This window comes from Martelella sp. AD-3 (genome assembly GCF_001578105.1).
Classification (GTDB): domain Bacteria; phylum Pseudomonadota; class Alphaproteobacteria; order Rhizobiales; family Rhizobiaceae; genus Martelella.
This window is the reverse complement of sequence record NZ_CP014275.1, coordinates 3,899,767-3,919,719: the sequence shown is the minus strand read 5'-3', so window position 1 is coordinate 3,919,719 and position 19,953 is coordinate 3,899,767. Positions and strand designations below refer to the sequence as shown.

The following is a 19,953-nucleotide window of genomic DNA, read 5'->3' as shown; positions in this document are numbered from 1 at the left end:
GTTTATCTGCGTCGCGTTTTTTCGATCGCCGGCGGCGCGACGGAACTCCGCACGACGATTTCAACGGGCAGCAGTTCTTCCCGCTCAAGGGTTTCGGACTGCTGCCAATCGGTCTGAAGAAGAAGGGAGAGCGCACGCGCGCCAATGGCGCGCACCGGCTGGCGCACCGCCGTCAAAGGCGGTGCAAACAGGTGAAGCGGACCAACGTCATCAAAGCCGACGACAGACACGCGGTCGGGAATGCTTACGCCCTCGGAATAAAGCACCTCGATCATGCCGATGGCGATTTCGTCGGAACTGGCAAAGATGGCGGAGGCCGGAAGCTTCTCGTCGAGAAAGCGCCGCGCCGCATGGCGACCGGCCGCAACCGTGTATTCACCGCAGTAGCGGCGGATCTCCGCCTCCTCGCCGAAACGCTCGCGGAGTCCTTGCTCCAGTCCCGCATGCCGGCGAGCGGTAGAGATCATCTCCTTCGGGCCGCCAACGAAGACGACCTTTTTGTGACCGAATTCGGCCAGATGTTTTCCCGCGAGATAGCCGCCCTGGTGATTGTCGCAGAATAGCTTGGGAACGATGGCACCCGGCACGTCCTCATCGACGATGACGACCTTGCCCGTGCGGTTGATCAGATCAGCAAGCTCGCCGTCATCCGGATGGTTGGTCACGAAGATCAGTCCATCGACATGGTGGTGTTCGATGAGGCCGAGATATTTCATCTCGCGACCCGGCCGGTTGAGCGTTGCATTGAGAGACACGGCGAGGCCAAGCTTGTCCGCTTCCTCCTCGATCGCGGCCACGAGCATGGCAAAGAACGGGTTGGAGATGTCCGGGATGACCAGACCGATCATGTCGGACCGCCCGCGACTCAAGCGCCTTGCATGGGGATTTGGCACATAGCCAAGGTCGCGGATGGCGGTCTCGATGCGGCTACGGGTCTCATCCGGCAGCACCAGCGAGCCGTTCAGGAGACGCGAAATCGTCGCCACGGAAACGCCCGCAGCCATCGCCACATCTTTAAGGCCCGGTGCCTTTGCCATTTTGTTCACCCTCGGAAGACCTTCGTGACCTTCTCATTGAGATTGTAAAGCGATTTACTAAACCGCTTTACAAGAAAAGCGCGACTGCGCTCTTTTGTCAATCTGGTTTTTCTCCTGGCCGCACCCTCATCGAGTTCGGCGCGGCAGAGTCGTTAAATCCGACGGCATCCGCCGCACTGTCGAATTCTCGAAGCTGATCGCGGAAATGTCGCCTATCCCATACACGAGGCAGCGCGATTCCCGTCGGGGCAGCGTTCTGTCAGATGGTCGGCAAGATCGGACAATCGTCGAATGTGCCGAAGCTGATCTTCTCGGCAATGGAATTCGGAATCATCGACCCGCTCTCAGCAAGGCCGCCGGCGCCGATCAAGGCGACACGGTATCAACGTTCCAGCCATCGGGCTTGCTGGTTCGTTTGCAATCGAGAGCTTATGGATCACAGGCATATTTTCTCAGAAATCGCGTATCGTTCCAGTGCTTCCAGGCCTGAACCCCACGCCCCGAAACCGAGAGCCCCCACTTGTCGGCAATGGCGCGTCCGTTGGAAAGCGAGATCAGTGCCAGCCACGCGCGTTGGGGGTGAAAGGGCAGCAAGTCTTCACCTTCCAGGCTGCGACGGATGTTGTCCGCGAGGATCGGGCCCTGACGAACGGCGAAGACGCCGGCCTTGGGCCGCGGGTCGGGCAGCGACGCGACATCGCCGGCTGCGAAGACATTGCCGTGGGAGACGGAACGCAACGCGGCATCCACACGGATGAACCCGGCCGCATCCAGTTGGAGACCGGTCTTGCGAAGCCAAGCCGGAGCGCCGCTCGACGTGGTCCAGACGGCCTCGTCGACCGGAAGTCGCCTGCCATCGCCGGCGATGAGTTCCCTGTTTTCGAATGCGACGACATCGAAACCGGAATAATGTTCGATGCCAGCCTGTTGCAGTGCCGTTTCCACGAATTTTCGTGTTCTTTTGCTGCGCTCGGGAACAGGGCGAAGCGCGCGGCCTGCAAGCGTGACCTGCACCCGGCCGCGCGCGAACCTCTCACGAAGAGCGAAGGCCATCTCGACCCCCGCGACGCCCTGGCCGACAATCGCGAGGCGGAACGGTCCCTCGTGTTCTTCGGCCAGGGCGTCCAGCTGGGCCAGGCGCTCGGCAAAACTCGCGATCGGCTTCACCGGGATGCCGCCTGAAATACCTGCCGGAAGCGAAGGCGCGGAACCGATATCGACCGAAAGCAGATCGTAGCCGACAACCCGTCCGTTTGCGAGCGATACGCTCCGGCGCCCGGGGTCGATGCCGGTCGCGGATGTTTCCAGAAATGTCACGTCATTGCGGTCACACAGAGCGGCCAGGTCGATATGAAAATCCTCGAAGCGGTACCGGCCCGCGATATAGCCGGGCAACATGCCGGAATAGGGCGCATGGCGCGAGGGCGACACGAGCACGATCTTCCGGCCATGACCATGTTCGCCAAGCGCGCGGACAACCTCGACATGCGCATGGCCTCCACCGAGCAGGACAACCGGCTTTTCCGTTTCTCGGGTCTCAGGCATGGGGCTGGCCTCCCGGGCCGATGCGATGGACGACGCCGCCCGCAGCTTTCGCATCAGCCTCGTCATGGGTCACGAGAATGACAGGAAGGTCGGCATCGCGCACCTTGGCAAAGACGAGGCTGCGCATCTGGGCGCGCAATTCCGTGTCGAGCTTGGAAAAGGGCTCGTCCAGCAGCAGCAGCCTCGGGCGCGAGACGAGCACGCGCGCAAGCGCGACCCGGGCCTTCTGCCCGCCGGATAGCGTTGCCGGGTCTCGCTTTTCGAAACCGGCAAGATCCATTTCGGCCAGAATACAGGCTGCGATGTGCCGCCGGGCGCGGCGGTCTTTCACGTCGGCGGGAATCGCGAATGCGATATTGGCGCCGACCGACATGTGCGGAAAGAGGAGCGGATCCTGGAACAGGATGCCGGCCCGTCGCGCTTCCGGCGGCAGGGCGAGCAGATCCACGCCATCGATCGTGACTTCGCCCGCGGTCTCGAACACCGGATCGAGAAAGCCGCCGATGAAAGAGAGCAACGTCGATTTGCCGGAGCCGGAAGGCCCCATCACGGTCAACACTTCGCCGGATGAAACATGCGCTGACAGATCGATCAGCGTGTCGCTGCCAAGACGGATCACGATGTTGGAAAGTGAAAGGCCGCTTCGGTTATCGCCGTGCCGCATGGTCAAACCCTCATGTCCCGACGGTTCCGGTGGAGGAGAGCGGGCAGAAACGCGGCCAGTGAAAAAGCGATCAGCGGCAGAAGTGTCTGCAGCAGGGCATAGACGCCGATAACGCGGCGATTGTTGCCGGAAGCGAGCGCGACGGCCTCCGTGGTGATGGTCTGCAGTCGTCCCTCGCCGATGAGCAGCGTTGGCAGGTATTGTCCGACCGAAACGGCAAAGCCGACGGCCGATGCCGTCAGGATCGGCCTGATCAGCATGGGCAACCGTATGGTGAACAGAACGATGAGGCGAGAACGCCCGAGCGCTGCGGCGATGATTTCATAGCGCCGGTCGAGCGCCCGCCAGGGGTCTGCGAGCGAGAGAAACACATAAGGCAGCACGAAGACGAGATGAACCAGGACCAGCGCGGCGTAGCGATGCTGGCTGCCGCTGCCGATGAAGAGGAGTTGCAGGCCGAACACGAAGGTAATCTGCGGCACGATCAGCGGCAGGTACAGAACGAACAGGCTCCGTTCGCCGCCGGTTCGTCCAGTCTGGTTCTCCCTTTCGAGGCAGCCGACCGTCAGCAGGATGGCGATCAGTGTCGAGAAAAAGCCGGTTACAAGCGTGGTGATCAGCGGATCGATCATGCGCGGCAACGCCCGTGTCCAGCTGCGGATGGTAAAGTCACGCGGCAAAAGGTCTGGGAACTGCCATAGCCCGGCCACCGACCAGACCGCGAGCAGTATGAGACCGGCAAAAACGGTGGAGCCGAGAATCCCGATGACCACCGCCGAGAATTGCCGCAGCGCCGCATCCCGCGCAAAGCGGCAACCGCGATCCCGCGAGAGCCGAAGCAATGCGGCGCAACACCGTTCCAGCGCGTACCAGACGACAAGCGCTGCAAGCGTCACCGCCAGTTGAACGACGGCGCCGGCGGACGCCATGAAACGAAAGGTGAGATCCGGGTCGCTCATCCATTGCACGAGACGCGTGGCGAGCGTGCCGGGCAGGTTGGGCCCGAGGATCAGCGCGACGTCCACCACCGATGTGGAATAGGCGATGACGGCATAGACGGCAAAACGGATCTGCCGGTAGAGCGCGGGCCACAGAAGGTAGATGAAGCCGGCGATCCGCCCGTAACCGAAGGAGGCCGCCAGTCTGCGGGCAGGGACGAGATCGATCTGCGGCAAGGCGGCGAGTGTGACGAGAAACAGGAAGGGTGTTTCCTTGAGCACCAATCCGGCGATCATCGCCAGTCCCATGGGATCGTGCGGGATCAGGATATCCGGCGGCCGTGCGATGCCGAGAACGGGTGCCGCGAGCCGGACCAGATAGCCCGACGGGGCGATCAGGAAGGCGAGCCCGAAGGCTGCCGCCGCGTGCGGCACGGCAAGAAGCGGCGAAAGCAGATGCTGAAGACGCGACAGCGTCGGCGTTCCGGCAAACCCTGCGATAAAAAGCAGGGTAGCCGCGAGGGAAAGCGCCGTCGTGACCAATCCGGTCATGAAACTCAGTATCGTCGCATCGATCAGCCCCGGCGCGGCAAACAGGCTGGCGAAGGCATCGAGCCCGAAACTGTGGCCGCCGAGTGCAGGCAGGTAACCGAAGGCGGGGAGCAATGTCCCGAGCAATCCGAAGGTTATGGGCAGCACAAGAAGGGCGAGGGTGACCGCGACCGCGCTTCCGGCGAGGCGCGCCACCCATCGTCCCGTTTCAGCTTGTGCGCCCTGAATGCCCGACACGGATCAGTTGCCGCTTGCGTAGCGTCTGCGCCACTCGGTCTCGATCCTGTCCATCCAGCTCGCATGGGGCTCGGCGATGACCGGTCCCAGCTGGTCTGGCGGAAGGGTCGCCACGCCAAGATCGAGCGATTGGAAGGCAGTGCGATTTTCCTCCGGCAGTTTGTCCATGGCAAGAACGGTGGGATCGCCCCAATAGGCCGGGTCCTGCTTGCGCAATTGCGCTTCCGGAGACAGCAGGAAATTGGCGGTCAGCAGGGCAGCTTCCCGGGCATTGGCGTTGTAGGGGATGGCGACGAAATGCGTGTTGCCCAGCGTGCCGCCGGAAAAAATGAAGGAACGCACGGTATCGGGCAATTCGCCCGCCTCGATGCCGGCCGAGGCTTCTGCCGGGTTGAAGGCGAAGATGATATCCAGTTCGCCGTCAGCCAGCTTCTGCTTCATGTCCGGATAGTTTTGCGGAAAGGCACGACCAGAGCGCCACGCCACGTCATGCAGCTGGTCGAGATAGGCGAAAAGCGGCTCGACGTCACGTTCGAAGGTTTTCTCATCTACCGGATCGTCGAGCTTCGAGGGATCGTCGATCAACTCGCTCAGGACCTGTTTGAGGAAAGACGAGCCGATGAAGTCCGGCGGAGCGGGATAGGAAAAGCGGCCCGGATGTTGCTTCGCCCAGTCGAGGAGCTGGGCGGCATTGTCCGGCAAGGAACCGGGGTCCGTACGGGCACTGTCGTAAAAGAAGACCATCTTCGCCCCGCCCCATGGGCTTTCCAGCCCGTCTGTCGGCTCGGTAAAATCCGTGAGGATGGTCGGCTGGTTCTCGGCATCCACGTAACGCCAGTTGGGCAGCGACGTTGCCCAGCCGGGGGAGAGAAGCAGATCTTGTTTCTTCATCGAGACGAAATTCTCGCCATTGATCCAGATGAGATCGACCGAGCCATTTTCATCTTTCCCGGCAGCCTTTTCCGCCACCACCTTGGAAACGGCGCTCGCGGTATCGTCGAGCTTGACCTGAACGACCGTGACATCATGGCGCTCTTGCATCTGCGCGCTCACCCATTCGATATAGGCATTGATGTTTTCCGAGCCGCCCCAGGCATTGAAGTAAACCGTCTGGCCCGCAGCGGCCGTCTCGATCGCCGGCCAGTCCTCGAGGTCGGGATCGGCCGCTGCTGCCTTCAGACAGCTGGCCCCGGCGATGACGGAGGCCGCCAGAAGTTTTTTCATCAGACGCATGCTGTTCTGTTCTCCCCTTTTCGGTTCAGCCGGAGGCGGTTCGCTCGCCCACGTCTTCAGTGATCAGGCCGTCCGCACACTCATAGCCTGCCGACGCGGCCCGGCCGCTTTTGCGCGAGTGCGGCCTGTATCTCCGGGTCGATGTGCCGCTCTTCCGAACCGCTTGCCATGCGCGTGAGATCACGCGTGATCCGCATTTGCGCAACAAAGGCGCGGCAGCCGCTGCACATGGCGAGGTGCAGTTTCATGTTAAAACGCTGCCACGGCCCGAGCTCGCCATCTATGAGAAGGCTGGCGCGTTCGGCGACTTCACTGCATCGCAGCATCAGATAGATCCTCATCTGTGGTCTGTATGGACAGGACTTGCGCGGCCATGATCCGTTACAGCCCGGATTGTCTTTTTGCCGTCGGTTTCGCTTTTCCGGCCGCCCGCCGTTCAGGAACCGCTCCGGCGTCGGCGGATCTGCCTGACGACCGTCGGGATCAGCGCCACTACGGCCAGCGCAAAAAACGCGAGCGTGATGTCCCGTGTCACCAGATCGGAAATCTGCGCCTGGCGTCCGGCCTCCTGCGCGGCGACCAGCACGCTGTCGACGCCCTGGCCGAGATAGGCATAGGCAAAGGTGCCGGGCAGGATGCCGAAAAAGGTTGCTGCGGCGAAGCGCCCGAGGCTGATATCGAACAGGGCGGCGGCGATGTTCACCACGAAGAAGGGAAACACCGGCGCGAGCCGGATGACGAACAGATAACCGAATGCATTTTCACGAAAGCCGTCGGCGAGTTTCCTGACCACCCCGTCGACCCGGTGCTGCAAAAAGCTGCCAAAGGCCGAACGTGTCGCCAGAAAGAGGATCGATGCGCCGATTGTGGCGCCGACTGCGACGAGCGCCCCGCCCGCCAGCCAGCCGAACAGGAATCCGCCGAAGATGGTGAGGATCGACGCTGCCGGAAACGAAAAGGCGACGGCGACAATGTAGACGCTGACAAAAATCAGCGCCGACCAGGCCGTATTGGCATCCACATAGGCCCGCAACACCTGCCGTTGTTCGGCAAGAAACCCAAGGTTCAGATAATTCTGCAAGCCGAGGGCATAGCCGAGCGCCAGCCCCAGCACAATAATGCCGACAGGCGCGAAGCGCGACAGGCGGGTTCCCGAAGCTGTGCTGGGTTTTTGCGGGCGCGGTTGGTTATGATCATCAGACATCTTTGAATATCCAGTCATGGGTGAGATCTCTGGTCGTGGCGGCCTCGGCCCCGCAATCCGGAAACGTTGTTCTCCTGAGCCGCGACAGGAGCCGGAAGGTGCGGCTCGGGTAGTCATGGTGCATGAACGCTGGACAGTTCATTCGATCCATATCGCATTCCAAACATGGGATTGAATCAAGTTCCCGAGAAGCGGAAGCGGGGTTGCGTCACGATGGCTTGATCGGCGCAAAACGCTCTGGACTTCCGGAAGGTCTGTTCTGTTAATGGAACGCAAACGGCGGCCGGAGGGATTGTGAGCAATACGGAAAGTGACGAGCATTTGGCGCGGTTGCTGGTTGAAGGGAACCAGGTTGCCTTCGAAGGCCTGTTCCGACGGCACAATGCGGCGATGATCCGCTTTTGCACGGGGATGGTCCAGTCCCGTCAGACAGCGGAGGAGGTGGTTCAGGATACCTGGGTATCCGTGCTCAACCGTATCGATCTCTTCGAGGGTCGCAGTTCGCTGGCGAGCTGGATTTTCACCATCCTGATCAACAAGGCCCGCACCCGTGCAAAGCGCGAGGGGCGTGTCGTCCTGTTTGACGACCAGGGTGACGGCGATGGGCTGGCCGATGCCTTTGACGGACGCGGGCGCTGGCGCACAATGCCCGCGCTTTGGGACGATCTGACGCCCGAGCGCCACGTGGCAGGCAGGAGCATTCTGCAGCATGTGGAGGCGGTGATCGCGACGCTGCCTCCGGCACAGCGGGCGGTGCTGATCCTGCGCGGTCAACAGGAGCTCGATCCTTCCGAGGTCTGTGCGCTGCTCGACATCAGCGAGGGAAACATGCGCGTTTTGCTGCACCGGGCGCGCGTGACGCTGCGCAACGCCCTTGACCGTCTGAACAAGGAAGCTTGAGAACAGGGCACATGACCGTGCCCGCTCGCTGGGCGTCGCCTTCCTTTGCGCGTTCATTTTACGGCGCCGGAAAAGGCGACCCAGCCCTGCCGCCACCGGATCACGGTGGTCAGCGCGCAGAGCGCTGCGAAACCATAGGCGATCACTGGAAAATTTCCGGGAAACAGGCACATTGCGACGAAGATCGCGATTGTCTCAAATCCTTCCGCCAATCCTCCCGCGTAATAGATGCCCTTCGTGGGAAACTCCGGCGCCTCCCTGCCGCGCTTGGCGGCCACTGCGGAAAAGGCGAGGAAGGACGAGCCGGTTCCGACGAAGGAGACGATCAGCACAGCCGCCGGCAGTGCATGGATAGCGGGAGCCTGAACGGCAAAACCCAGCGGTATGAGGGCGTAAAACACCATATCGAGCGCTATATCGAGATAGGCTCCGCGATCCGTCGGGCCCTGGATGCGGGCCACGGCGCCGTCCAGTCCGTCCATGACCCGGTTGCAGAGAATAAGGGCGAGAGCCAGCGACCATGCACCGAAGCAAAGGCCGATGAACGCGCCGACGCCGGCGAGAAAACCTGTGAGGCTGACCACGTCGGCGCGTAGGCCGCGCCGCGCCAGAAGCCCGGCAACCGGCTGAAGGACAGCGCGCTGAAGCGGCAAGATCCGGGCGTCGATCATCCGCGCCTCCATGTCTGGAATCTTTCGAGTAGCGAAAGGAGGACGCCGTTGAGATGGTTGCGGCGCCACTGGCCGGCAACCATCTTGTTTGCCTCGGCGCGTGTCGGATAGATATGGATCGTCCCCAGGATTTTCCCCAGACCGTGTCCGTGTTTCATGGCGAAAACGAATTCCGCGAGCAGATCGCCGGCATGGTCGCCGACGATGGTCGCACCGAGAATCCTGTCCTTGCCCGGAACCGTCAGCACCTTGACGAAGCCGCCTGGCGAACCATCGGCGATTGCGCGGTCGAGATCGTCGTTGCCGAAGCGCGTCACTTCGTGGGGAATGTTCTTCTCCCTCGCCTCGGTTTCGGACAGCCCGACACGCGCCACCTCCGGGTCGGTGAAGGTTGCCCAGGGAATGACGCGGTAGTCGGCCCTGAAGCGCCTGATGTCGCCAAAGAGCGCATTGATCGTGGCAAACCAGGCCTGATGCCCGGCGACATGGGTGAACTGATAAGGCCCCGCGACATCGCCGGCGGCGAGGATATTCGGGTGAAGCGTTTGCAGATACGCATTGGTCGCCACGACACGGTCCGTCTTGATGCCGAGCTCTTCCAGGCCGAATCCTTTCAGCCGCGGCGACCGGCCAACGGCTGCGATCATGTCATCGAATTCGATGCGCTGTCTGTCGCCATCGTGTTCGACCTCGATCCATTTGTCGCCCGCTTCCACGCCGCAGGCGACAGCCTTGTGACCCGTCAGAACCCTCACGCCATCCGATCGGAGAGATGCCTCGACGAGCCCGGAGGCGTCCTCGTCCTCGCGCATCATCAGGCGCGGAGCCATTTCGATCTGTGTGACCTTTGACCCGAGCCGTGCAAAACTTTGCGCCAGTTCGCAGCCGATCGGCCCGCCGCCCAGCACGACCAGCCGCTTTGGCGCCTCGGGGCGATCGCGCAGTCCATCCCAGAGCGTGTCTGACGTGAGAAAGCCGACATCCTCAATGCCGGGGATCGGCGGCACGAAGGGTTGCGCGCCTGTGGCGATGACGATCGCGCGGGTCGTCAGGCGTTGGGTCTCGCCGCTGCTCAACGCGATCTCCACCGTCCAGGGATCGATCAGCTTCGCATAGCCTTGCAGAACCTCGACGCCCAGTGCGGTATAGCGTTCGATGCTGTCATGCGGCTCGATTTCGGCAATAACCTTGTGCACCCGCTCCATCACGGCGGAAAAGGGGATATTCGGCTCGACCGGTCTGAGCCCATAGCGGTCTGCGTGGCGCATCCGATGCGCCGCCTTCGCACTGCCGATCAGCGCCTTGGATGGCACACAGCCGAAGTTGAGGCAATCGCCCCCCATCCTGTTCGCCTCGACCAGCGTCACCTTTGCTTTCGCGCCTGCGGCGATATAGGCCGAGACGAGCCCTGCGGAACCAGCGCCGATCACGATGAGATTGCGGTCAAACCGCTTCGGCCGTTTCCACCGCTGTGCGTTGGTTTTCGGTTTGTTATCTGTCGTTGCCATCCGGTCGCCTCGTGAAATCGCGGCCCGTTTGAGCCTGTTCCACAGAAGACTGTCGAGCGCCGGACCTGTTACGCAACGGGGAGAAAAAGGTTGAAGGCTGTGCTTGTGGCGCAGCAAAGCCACCACGATGCGAGAGCGTTTCCGTCCTTCATGGAAACGCAGGCTCGCCCTATCTCCTTGTCTTGACGTATTCTCGCGGACGTCAGATGTCTCCATTTGACGGACAGGAGGGCGATATCGCCTCGGCAGAGCCGCTCGATTGCGTACCGCGCCAATCTCGATCACATGCAGCAAACCCTGCGCTTTCTGGTTCGCGACAGCCGCGCGGATCATCCAGAGGTTTGCGATCTAGCTCTGGCTGCATGTTCTGGCGGGGAAGGGTTACAGGACTGGCCGGGACCAGCCCATGACGATCGACCTTATGATTATGCCGCCGGCAGTGTTGGCGCCTCTGATCGCGTCTACGGCAGCACAAAGGATGACATCCGCCTCGTCATGGTTCGAGACTGAGCACGATGGGAGAATGAGCGGAGGAGATGGAGGCGTCGAAGCCTCCAGCGCCTCTCGTCGGCGCGCAGCGACGTCCGGCTTCACTCCATCGCAAGAAGCGCGCTTGCGAGCGTCTGGTCGGCGACGAGGTGGGTCACGAGGCCGCCTTCGATCGCCGCGCGGGTCGCCTGCAGGCGGTCCGCGCCGCAGACGACGAGGAGCCGCTTGCGCGCGGCTTTGAGGTTGTCGATGCTTGCGGCGATGATGCGGTCCTGGGGCTCAAGCGGCATGTCGTTGCCCTTGGCGTCGATGTAGCGGCAGCAATAGATGCCGACGCTGCCGGCTTTCCGCGCTGCCCGCAGCGCCGCTGGCGTCGCCATGCCGGCGGTGACGAGGTGCGTGTCGTCAGCGACATTGCCCACGGAGGCGATCGTGAGATCGAGATCGGCGAGGCGGGCCAGCTGCGTCCTGATCGTGGGTTCGCTGCGAAAGGCCTCGGCCAGCGCCACGGTCGAGACGATCCCGGGCGCATGCAGTGTGAAACAGTCGGCGTCGAGCTTGTTGGCAACCTCGATGGCGCAGATTTCGGATGCCGGAACGCGGTCTGAATCCTTCGAACCGATCAGCTGGCACACCTCGATGTCGTTCATCGGCGCGCGCGGCATGGCCTTCGCCATCGCCGCGATCGTCTCGCCCCAGGCAACGCCGATCCTGTCGCCGGCCTCGGCGATATCCAGCACGGCCATGGCGGCGACGCGCGCGACCAGAGGCAGGTTTTCGGCTCTTCCGCTGCTCGACGGCGCGGCCTCGCCGCTGGCCACATACACATCCTCCAGGCCGAACCGGGAGCAGAGATCGCGCGACAGTGTGGATGCCGCGAGAAGCGCGCCGTCCACCTGGATTTCGACGATGCCCTTCTCGCGGCACTCGCGCAGCATGTTGACGACGGTTGCCCGCGAAATCTTGAACCGCCGGGCGATCTCGCCCTGCGTCAGGCCCTCGCCGTAATAGAGAAGGGCGACATTGGAAAGGAGAGCATCCTTTTCGCCGCCGGCCGAATAGTAACGCTGCGCGTGTTTCATGGATTAGCTGCCGACGTCCTTGTTTCCCGTTTGGCCGTAATTCTTGCGGAACCAGTTATAGCAGCGCGCTTGCTCGGCGGCAGACAATTCTTCGACGCCGCCGCGCAGCAGGGCAAAATGCGTCGTTTTCGCCGCCTCTTCCAGATACATGGCGATGGCCGTCGCCTCTTTGGCGGACGTGCCCATGGTGAACACGCCGTGCGCCTTGACGAGCGCCGCCCAGCCGCCCTCAGCCGCCTCGATCACCGCGCGCCCGGTATCGACCTCGCCCGGCGTTGCATAGCGCGAACAGGGAACGTCCCGACCAAGCATATGCGTGATCGGCGTGAGCACGGCGGGTATCCGCTCGCCGCGCGCGGCAAAGCTCGTGGCATAGGGCGAATGGGTGTGGGCGATGCCGAAGACGTCGTCGCGATGACGGTAGATGTAGAGATGGACCCCGGTGTCGACCGACGGCTTCATCACGCCGTCGACGATGTTGCCGTCAAGGTCAACCACCACCATGGTCTCCGGCGTCAGCTTGGCGAACTTGACGCCCGACGGTTTGATGACGACGAGCCCGGTTTCCGGATCGCGCGCCGACACATTGCCGCCTGAGCCCACCACCAGGCCGGCTGCCGGCAGTTCGTGGTTCTGTTCGCAGACGATCTGCTTCAGCTCTTCCAGCATTATGCAGCCTCCTTGCCGGGAATACCGTGGGGATAGACGACGATCTTCAGCGATTTTTCCGCCTCGACCAGCATGCGAAAGGCCTCGGCGCTGTCTTCAATGCCAAACCGATGCGAGATCGCGTCATCCGCCCTGATCCGTCCGGCTTCCAGAAGGCGGATATAGCTGTAGGTGTCGCGGTGGTCTGAGGAATAGCGCGAGGTCACGGTGATCTGGTCGAAATAGGCCTTGTGGCCGTCCTGCACCCAGTCGGTTCCAGGCGGCAGCGGCGCGCCGAGATGCAGGCAACCGCCGGGTTCGACCAGCGCCATCGCCTGATCCCAGGCGGACGGGAAGGGGGCAATGACGATCACGGTATCGGCGAGCCGGCCATTGTTGAGCGCCCGCATCTCGGCAACCGCATCGGCCGTCTTCGGGTTGATCGTATGGGTCGCGCCGAAAAAGCGCGCCTTTTCAAGCCGCCACTCGGAGAAATCGAGCGACACGACCTTGCCCGCGCCGAAAAGCGGCGCCATGTGCACGAAACCCTGGCCCATGAAGCCGGCGCCGACGACGGCAACCGTATCGCCCGGCTGGATGTTGCAGACCTTCAGGCCCGACAGCACGCAGGACCAGGGTTCGATCGTCGTCGCCGCCTCGTTGGAAATGCTGTCGGGAAGCTTGTGGGCGTCCATGGCCAGATGCTGGGCCGTGACCCGGTAATATTCGCAGACCCCGCCCGGATCGAGCTTCATCGAGGAGTAGAACGGATCGCGGGTGAAATGACCGCGCAGCGACCAGTGGGAATTGACCCGGCCGACATGATGATTGACGAACAGCCGGTCGCCGGGCTTGTAGTCGGTGACGCCGTCGCCGACCTTCACCACTTCGCCGACCGGTTCGTGGCCGAGCACCTTGGGCTGGGATTTCTTGTACCATGCCATCGTCTCGCCGCCGCAGAGGCCGCAGGCCAGCGTCTTCAGGAGAACCTCGCCGGGGCCGATTTCGGGAACGGGCCTGTCTTCCAGCCGGATATCATCGAGCGCGTGGTAGACGGCCGCTCTCATCATTGCGTTCATGCATTCTCCTCCTTCAGGCTGTTCAGTGCGGTCTGCAGGGTGCGCATGGCTGAAGAGATCAGCGCGTAGCGGCGGTAGACCGTCGAATATCGTGCGTGGATTTCAGGGCGGGCGCGATAGACGACGGCAGTCTCCTCGCGCCTCGAAAGGGCAATCGCGTCGCCGAGGCCGGCAGCCGCGGCGCCCAGGCAGGCAGCGCCCCACAAGCCCTGGTCCGAGGCCGGCGAAACCACGATGTCCTGGCCGATCACATCGGCGATGATCTGGCACCAGACCGGGTTTTTCGATCCGCCGCCGGTCAGTTGCACCGGCGCCGGGGGCAAGCCGTCTTCCGCCTCGAAACAATGGCGCAGGCTCATCGCCGTGCCTTCCATGACGGCGCGGCCCATCTCGGCCTTGGTCGTGTCTGCCCTCAGGCCGTGGAACTGCGCGCGGATGTCAGGGGAGACGAAGGGCGCGCGCTCGCCGTTCAGATAGGGCAGGAAGGTCACGCCGTTGGCGCCGGGGGGAACATTCTCGACAAGCGCATTGAGCTTGCCGGCAATCTCGTCGGTCGATTCGCCGCCGAGGCTCTTGGGGTGAAGGGCGGTGAACCAGTCGAAGGCGGCTGCACCGGTTGATGGCGCGAGAATACGGATGATCGCCTCGCTTGTCGGATGCAGCGCCGATGCGCCGACCGGCTTTTCGGTCGGGGTCACGTGATCGGTGAGAATGTTCACGACGGCCGTCGTGCCCAGGATCATCATCGTCTGGCCCGGGCGGTCGAGACCCATGCCGACAATCATCGCGGCAAGATCGAGTGTGCCCACCGAAACCGGCAGCCCTTCCGGAAGGCCGGTCCTTCGCCCGGCTTCGGCGGATAGCCTGCCGAGTTGTTCCGAAGCGTGCCTGGGGCGTGCTAGAATGCTGCCGAGATCATTGCATTCAAGCAGGTCGATCTGGCGCGGGCCGTAGCTGCGGGTGTCAAAATCGATAAGGGGGATGGAGGCATTGGAGAAATCGGTCGCGATTTGGCCGGTGAGCCGGTAGCCTATCCAGTCGGCGCAGGTAAAGGCTGCCCTGGCGCGCAAGGCGGTTTCCGGGCGGTTTCTGCGCAGCCAGCGCCACAGCATGGCTGAGGTGCCGGGCCACAGGTCGGTGTGGCAGCCAAGCCCCACGGCGCCCGTCGCTCCTCTTCCATTCAGCGTCTCAAGATCGGCGGAGGCCCGCGTATCGTTCCACAGCATGGCGTTGCCGCAGGGCGCGCCGGCTTCGTCCATCAGCCAAAGACCGTCGCCCTGCGCGCAGACCCCGAGCGCGGCAAAGGAAGCACCCTCGCATTTCGCCGACAATTCGCTGAGGCATTCCGCGGTCAGCGTCCAGATGGCTTCCATATCCTGTTCGGCATGGCCCGGCGCGGGGCGCGATACCTTGTTGACGCGGGCGGCGCCGGCCACGCATTTGCCCTCCGGCGTGTAGGCGGCGACCTTGATTGCGGTCGTGCCGACATCCAGTCCTATTCTCAGTTCAGTCACGCATGCTCCTCCATAGATTTCTACAATTGAAATATTTCTTGACTTTTGTAAAGCCAATTGTTTTTGTTCCATGGACACCGAGGTGTCACGGAGTTCCAAGGGAGGAGAATATGAATAAAATCGTCGCTGCGGCTCTTATGGCCGCTGCTGCAGGACTGTACGCCATTCCGGCTGCGGCCCAGGAAGACGGTCTGTCGCTTGAAGGCAAGACCATCGGCGTGGCCGTGGTCGGGACCCAGCACTTCTGGGACCGCGAGGCCTTCAATGGCGCCACCACGACGGTCGAGGAACTTGGCGGCACGGTCGTTCCCGTCGACGGCGGCCGCGACAACCAGGTCCATGCCGACAACCACGATGTGCTTTTGAACCGCGGCGTCGATGCGGTGATCTCGATCCTCGGCGACGGCTCGGTCGAGCCGAAGTTCGAGGCGCTGAAGGAAGCCGGCATTCCCGTCTTCACCGTCGATCACCCCTCGCCCTATTCCACCAACAACACCACGTCCGACAATTATTCGATGGGCACGACGATCGGCCGCTACATGGCGGATGCGATCGGCGGCAAGGGCAAGGTCGCCGTCTTCAACGCCTTCGAGGAATCGCTGCGCATTTGCGGCATCCGCACGGGGCTTTGGAAATATGTGCTGCAGGACTATCCGGAAATCGAGATCATCCAGCCGGAACTGGCTGAGGAATTCGCCAATGCGCCGGAAGATGCCCGTCGCCAGACGCTCGATCTCCTGAGCCAGTATCCGGAAGGCACGATCGACGCGATCCATGTCGGCTGCTGGGACCAGCCCGCAATCGGCATCGTGCAGGCGCTGGAGGAAACCGGCCGCACGGAGATCAAGGTCACCGCACTGGACGGCGGACCCGAGACGCTGGAAATCATGGCCGAGGAGGGAAGCCCCTTCGTCGCCAATGTGGCCCAGCAGCCCTATCTGATCGGGGCGACCTCGGCTGAAAACGTCGCACGCTACTTCGCCGGCGAGGAGCTTCTGCCGCAGACCTATGTGGATGTTGTTCCGGTGAACGGCCCGGAGGAGGCACGCCAGGCCTATGAGGACCTGGGTTACGGCAGCCTGAACTAGACTGCTTTTTTGATCAGTGCGGTCGCCCGCGGACGTGTGGCGACCGCCCCCGAAAAGGCAGCGCAAAGAACAATAAAAAGCGAGGCGAAATGTCCGATATTGCGTTTCGGCTGAAGGACATCGTCAAGATTTTTCCCGGCGTGAAGGCGCTCGACGGCGCCAGTCTTGAAGTCCGGCCTGGCGAGGTTCACGGCCTTGTCGGCGAGAACGGCGCGGGAAAATCGACGATTATCAAGGTTCTGGCAGGTATCTACCAGCCCGAAGGCGGAGAGATCGAGATCGGCGGCGACAGGCTCGATCCGGCGAACCCGGATAATGTGCATGCCGCAGGCGTCCGGTTCATCCACCAGGAACTGCATCTGGTGCCCCATTTCACGGTCACCGAGTCAGTGTTCATGGGTCAGGAAATCTCCGGCCCGCTCGGCCTTGCCAGGGGCGCGATGCGTCGCAGGGCCGAGGCGTTCCTGCGCGACACGCTGGGCATCGAACTGCCCGGAAACCGGCTGATCCGCGATATCGGTCCGGCCGAGCGCAAGCTGGTGCAGGTCGCCCGCGCGCTGATCGACGGCCATGCCAAGGTCGTGGTGTTTGACGAGCCGACCGCCCCGCTTGCGAGCGAAGAGGTGCTGAAGGTGATGCACGCGATTGCCAGGCTGAAGCGCCAGGGGATCGCAATCCTCTATGTCTCGCATTATCTGAACGAGATTACCGATATCTGCGACCGCGTGACCGTCTTCCGCCAGGGGCGGGATGTTGAGGTGTTCGAGACCGTGTCCGACGATATTGCGCCGGCGCTCGTCTCCGCCATGATCGGGCGGGAGCTTTCGGCGTTCTTCCCGGACAATCACCGCACGCCCGGAGAGATCGCCCTTCAGGTTGACGGGCTGAGTGACGGCCACTCCTTCGAGGGCGTCAACCTCGCTGTCCGCCGCGGCGAAATCTTCGGCATTGCCGGCCTGATCGGCTCGGGCCGCGAGGAACTGATCGATACGCTTTACGGGCTCCGTCGCGCCGAGTCGGGCGCGGTCTCGCTTGATGGAAAGCCGGTAAGGCTGAAAACGGCGGCGCGGGCGGTCGAGCAGGGCTTCGTGCTGGTGCCGCGCGACCGCCGTCATGACGGGTTGGTGCTGTCGATGACGGTTGAGGAAAACGCGACGCTGTCGACGCTCGACGAAAACGCTGCCTTCGGCCTCGTCGACAGGAAGAAGGCGAGGGCAAAGACCGAGGAACTGATCGGCGAACTCGATATCCGTCCGGCCAATCCCGCCGCCGTCGCCCGTTTCCTGAGTGGCGGCAACCAGCAGAAGGTGGTTCTTGCCCGCTGGCTTGCCAAGGATGCGCGGGTCTTCATCTTCGATGAGCCGACCGTCGGCGTCGATGTCGGCGCAAAGGCGGAAATCTACCAGTTGATCGAACGGCTGGCAGAGGCCGGCGCGGTCGTGCTCATTTCCTCTTCCGATCCGGTGGAACTCGTCGGCGTCTGCGACCGCGTTGCGGTGATGATGCGCGGCGCGGTCAGCCGGACGATCGATCGCGACGCGCTGCAGGTCGACCGCCTTGTTGCCGCAACCACGGGCGCGGACGAAGAACGGGAGGCGACCCATGCTTAGCAGATCCATCGCCCGCCACCGGCTGATGGCGGAGCTTGTCGGCTTTCTGCCGCTGATCATTTTTCTGGCGCTTCTGACCTATGTGGGGGTCAACGCGCCCAACTTCATGACCCTGTTCAACCTGAAGCTGGTGCTGATGCAGAGCCTTCCAGTGGTCCTGCTGGTGACCGGCCTTTCCGCAGTGGTGATGGCCGGCGGAGATGATGTCGTGTCGGGCGGGATCGATCTTTCGATCCCCGCGACAGCCGTTCTTTGCGCCGGCATCACGGCAGTTCTTCTGGCCTCGGGCCTGTCGCTTCTGGCGGCATCGCTTGCAGCCCTTGCCGCAGCGCTTGCCGCTGGCGCGGTCAACGCCGTTCTGATCACGCGCCTCAGGATGACGCCGCTCTTGACCACGCTTGCCATGTTCGTGGCGCTGGTTGGCATCAACAACATGGTGACGTCGCGGCGGCGCATTAACCTGACCGACGGTCATATCGGCCTGTTGCGGGAGGATTTTGTCTTCGGCATTCCGCTCGGCATCGTGATCGTCGCTTTCGTTGTGCTCGTTGCCTATCACCTCCTGCACCGCACTCGCTGGGGCCTCAACCTTCAGGCGGCCGGCGGCAGCCGCGATGCGGCGGAAATCTCCGGTCTCAAGGTCGACCGTCTCGTTGCCCAGTCCTATCTGCTGGCAGCCTTCATGGGGTTTCTGACGGGCTTTTTCGTCCTGGCGCGCGGCAATGGCTATTCGCCGGGCGTGGAAAACAATCTCATGCTGGAAATGGTGCTGGCCAACTTCCTGGGCGCTGCCTTTTCCCCCCGCCGTGTGGTGACCATGTGGGGCGCCGTGCTCGGCGCCGTTCTGGTGGCGGCGATCTCGATCGGCCTGAAAACCATCGGCGTCAATGTCTTCTGGACCGACCTCGTCAAGGGCGCGCTGATCCTCGTGGTCGTGGCGCTGTCGGCAATTTCGCAAAGGGTGCAGTAATGGCAAGTGAAACCGCAGGCACGCCGGTCTGGCGCGACATCGTTGTCCGCTTCGGATTCTTGATCGTCTTTGCCCTTTTCGTCGTGTTTTTCGCCGCCTGGAACCCGGTTTTCGTCCAGGGCCAGAACCTGATGAACATCATCGAGGGCTCGGCGATCCTGATGATCATCGCGCTCGGCATGACGCTGATCGTGGCGACCGGCGGCATCGATCTGTCCGTCGGGATCGCGCTCGATTTCGGCGCGGCCTTTGCCATCGTGGCGATGAAGAGTTTCGGCATGCCGTGGTTCGGCGCGGCCTGTATCGGCATTGCCGGCGGCGCTCTCGTCGGGCTGTTGAACGCGGCGCTGGTCGTTGGCCTGCGCATCAGCCCGTTTCTGGCGACGCTCGGGACCTTCTTCATCGGTTCCTCGGTGCAGCGCATCTTCACCAATGGCGGCGGGCCCATCTCCTACCGGCAGATGCCGGACGAGTTCCGCAGCCTTGCCCTCGGCGATCTCTTCGGCATCCCTTCCGAGGTGATCATCGCGCTCGTGCTGGCCGCGATCTATTTCTTTGTTCTCGAGCGTTCCGTCTGGGGCCGGCGCATTCATGCCATGGGCATGCAGCGTTCGGCGGCTGTCGTCGCCGGCATCAAGGTCAACCGGATTTTGTTTTTCTGCTTCGTCATGGCATCGGCGACCTGCGCCTTCGGCGGGTTGATTGCGGCGGCCAATATCCGCATGTTCACGCCGCTTTCGGGTTTTGCCTACCTGCTGGATGCGATTGCCGCCGTTTTTATCGGCGCCGCGCTTCATCCACGCGGACGGCCCAACGTGCCGGGAACAATAGCGGGCGTGCTGTTCCTCGGCGTGGTCACCAACGGGCTCAATCTGATGGGGTTGAACTTCAACACCAAGGACGCGCTGTCCGGCATCATTCTGGTCGCGGCGCTGGCGCTGGCCGTCGCCCAGCGCAACATGCGCAAGAGTTGAGGCAATGGCG

18 protein-coding genes are annotated in these 19,953 nt (G+C 62.7%); 5 read left to right on the top strand and 13 right to left on the bottom strand.

Annotated features, from left to right (window positions below):
* Positions 1-2 precede the first annotated feature (2 nt).
* The 7 genes from AZF01_RS18010 to AZF01_RS17980 all read right to left on the bottom strand — a co-directional run bounded on the left by AZF01_RS18010 (position 3) and on the right by AZF01_RS17980 (position 7,410).
* Entirely contained in the window at positions 3-1,037 is a 1,035-nt protein-coding gene (locus AZF01_RS18010) for a LacI family DNA-binding transcriptional regulator (protein WP_024706338.1), read from the bottom strand.
* A gap of 429 nt (positions 1,038-1,466) precedes the next feature.
* Entirely contained in the window at positions 1,467-2,582 is a 1,116-nt protein-coding gene (locus AZF01_RS18005; protein ID WP_024706339.1) for an FAD-dependent oxidoreductase, read from the bottom strand.
* A complete protein-coding gene (locus tag AZF01_RS18000; protein WP_024706340.1) occupies positions 2,575-3,246 on the bottom strand; it encodes an ATP-binding cassette domain-containing protein in 672 nt (223 codons plus the stop codon). The genes AZF01_RS18005 and AZF01_RS18000 overlap by 8 nt, the downstream gene beginning before the upstream one ends.
* A 2-nt stretch (positions 3,247-3,248) precedes the next feature.
* Positions 3,249-4,931 (bottom strand): ABC transporter permease, encoded by a 1,683-nt coding sequence (locus tag AZF01_RS17995; RefSeq protein ID WP_024706341.1) that lies wholly within the window; start codon positions 4,929-4,931, stop codon positions 3,249-3,251.
* Positions 4,932-4,976: 45 nt separating this feature from the next.
* Positions 4,977-6,206 carry an ABC transporter substrate-binding protein gene (locus tag AZF01_RS17990; protein ID WP_024706342.1) on the bottom strand — a complete coding sequence of 410 codons (1,230 nt, stop codon included), beginning with the start codon at positions 6,204-6,206 and terminating at the stop codon, positions 4,977-4,979.
* A gap of 80 nt (positions 6,207-6,286) precedes the next feature.
* Positions 6,287-6,547: a zf-HC2 domain-containing protein gene (locus tag AZF01_RS17985; RefSeq protein WP_244435491.1), complete on the bottom strand. Its 261-nt coding sequence runs from the start codon at positions 6,545-6,547 to the stop codon at positions 6,287-6,289.
* 95 nt (positions 6,548-6,642) lie between these two features.
* Positions 6,643-7,410: a TVP38/TMEM64 family protein gene (locus tag AZF01_RS17980; RefSeq protein WP_051423958.1), complete on the bottom strand. Its 768-nt coding sequence runs from the start codon at positions 7,408-7,410 to the stop codon at positions 6,643-6,645.
* Between the two features lie 294 nt (positions 7,411-7,704).
* Between AZF01_RS17980 and AZF01_RS17975 the strand changes: the two genes are divergently transcribed.
* Positions 7,705-8,310 carry an RNA polymerase sigma factor gene (locus tag AZF01_RS17975; protein WP_036235667.1) on the top strand — a complete coding sequence of 202 codons (606 nt, stop codon included), beginning with the start codon at positions 7,705-7,707 and terminating at the stop codon, positions 8,308-8,310.
* Between the two features lie 53 nt (positions 8,311-8,363).
* Here the strand turns inward: AZF01_RS17975 and AZF01_RS17970 are convergent, their stop codons facing one another.
* The 6 genes from AZF01_RS17970 to AZF01_RS17945 all read right to left on the bottom strand — a co-directional run bounded on the left by AZF01_RS17970 (position 8,364) and on the right by AZF01_RS17945 (position 15,301).
* A complete protein-coding gene (locus tag AZF01_RS17970) occupies positions 8,364-8,981 on the bottom strand; it encodes a CDP-alcohol phosphatidyltransferase family protein (RefSeq protein ID WP_024706346.1) in 618 nt (205 codons plus the stop codon).
* The gene (locus AZF01_RS17965; protein WP_024706347.1) at positions 8,978-10,489 is read right to left on the bottom strand and encodes an NAD(P)/FAD-dependent oxidoreductase; all 1,512 of its coding nucleotides are present in this window, start codon (positions 10,487-10,489) and stop codon (positions 8,978-8,980) included. Before AZF01_RS17965 ends, AZF01_RS17970 begins: the two co-directional genes overlap by 4 nt.
* A 590-nt stretch (positions 10,490-11,079) precedes the next feature.
* Positions 11,080-12,060: a sugar-binding transcriptional regulator gene (locus tag AZF01_RS17960; protein WP_024706348.1), complete on the bottom strand. Its 981-nt coding sequence runs from the start codon at positions 12,058-12,060 to the stop codon at positions 11,080-11,082.
* Positions 12,061-12,063: 3 nt separating this feature from the next.
* On the bottom strand, positions 12,064-12,729 hold the full coding sequence (locus tag AZF01_RS17955) for a class II aldolase/adducin family protein (RefSeq protein WP_024706349.1): 666 nt from the start codon (positions 12,727-12,729) through the stop codon (positions 12,064-12,066).
* Positions 12,729-13,787 carry an alcohol dehydrogenase catalytic domain-containing protein gene (locus tag AZF01_RS17950; RefSeq protein ID WP_024706350.1) on the bottom strand — a complete coding sequence of 353 codons (1,059 nt, stop codon included), beginning with the start codon at positions 13,785-13,787 and terminating at the stop codon, positions 12,729-12,731. The genes AZF01_RS17955 and AZF01_RS17950 overlap by 1 nt, the downstream gene beginning before the upstream one ends.
* Entirely contained in the window at positions 13,784-15,301 is a 1,518-nt protein-coding gene (locus tag AZF01_RS17945) for an FGGY-family carbohydrate kinase (protein WP_024706351.1), read from the bottom strand. The genes AZF01_RS17950 and AZF01_RS17945 overlap by 4 nt, the downstream gene beginning before the upstream one ends.
* 110 nt (positions 15,302-15,411) lie before the next feature.
* On the opposite strand from AZF01_RS17945, the gene AZF01_RS17940 reads away from it, so the two are divergent.
* From AZF01_RS17940 to AZF01_RS17925, 4 genes are all read left to right on the top strand, one after another.
* Positions 15,412-16,389, top strand: coding sequence for a sugar ABC transporter substrate-binding protein (locus tag AZF01_RS17940; RefSeq protein WP_024706352.1), 978 nt, complete (start codon positions 15,412-15,414; stop codon positions 16,387-16,389).
* A gap of 89 nt (positions 16,390-16,478) precedes the next feature.
* Positions 16,479-17,999: a sugar ABC transporter ATP-binding protein gene (locus AZF01_RS17935; RefSeq protein WP_024706353.1), complete on the top strand. Its 1,521-nt coding sequence runs from the start codon at positions 16,479-16,481 to the stop codon at positions 17,997-17,999.
* On the top strand, positions 17,992-18,969 hold the full coding sequence (locus AZF01_RS17930) for an ABC transporter permease (RefSeq protein WP_036235671.1): 978 nt from the start codon (positions 17,992-17,994) through the stop codon (positions 18,967-18,969). Before AZF01_RS17935 ends, AZF01_RS17930 begins: the two co-directional genes overlap by 8 nt.
* A complete protein-coding gene (locus AZF01_RS17925) occupies positions 18,969-19,943 on the top strand; it encodes an ABC transporter permease (RefSeq protein ID WP_024706355.1) in 975 nt (324 codons plus the stop codon). The genes AZF01_RS17930 and AZF01_RS17925 overlap by 1 nt, the downstream gene beginning before the upstream one ends.
* Positions 19,944-19,953: the final 10 nt, after the last annotated feature.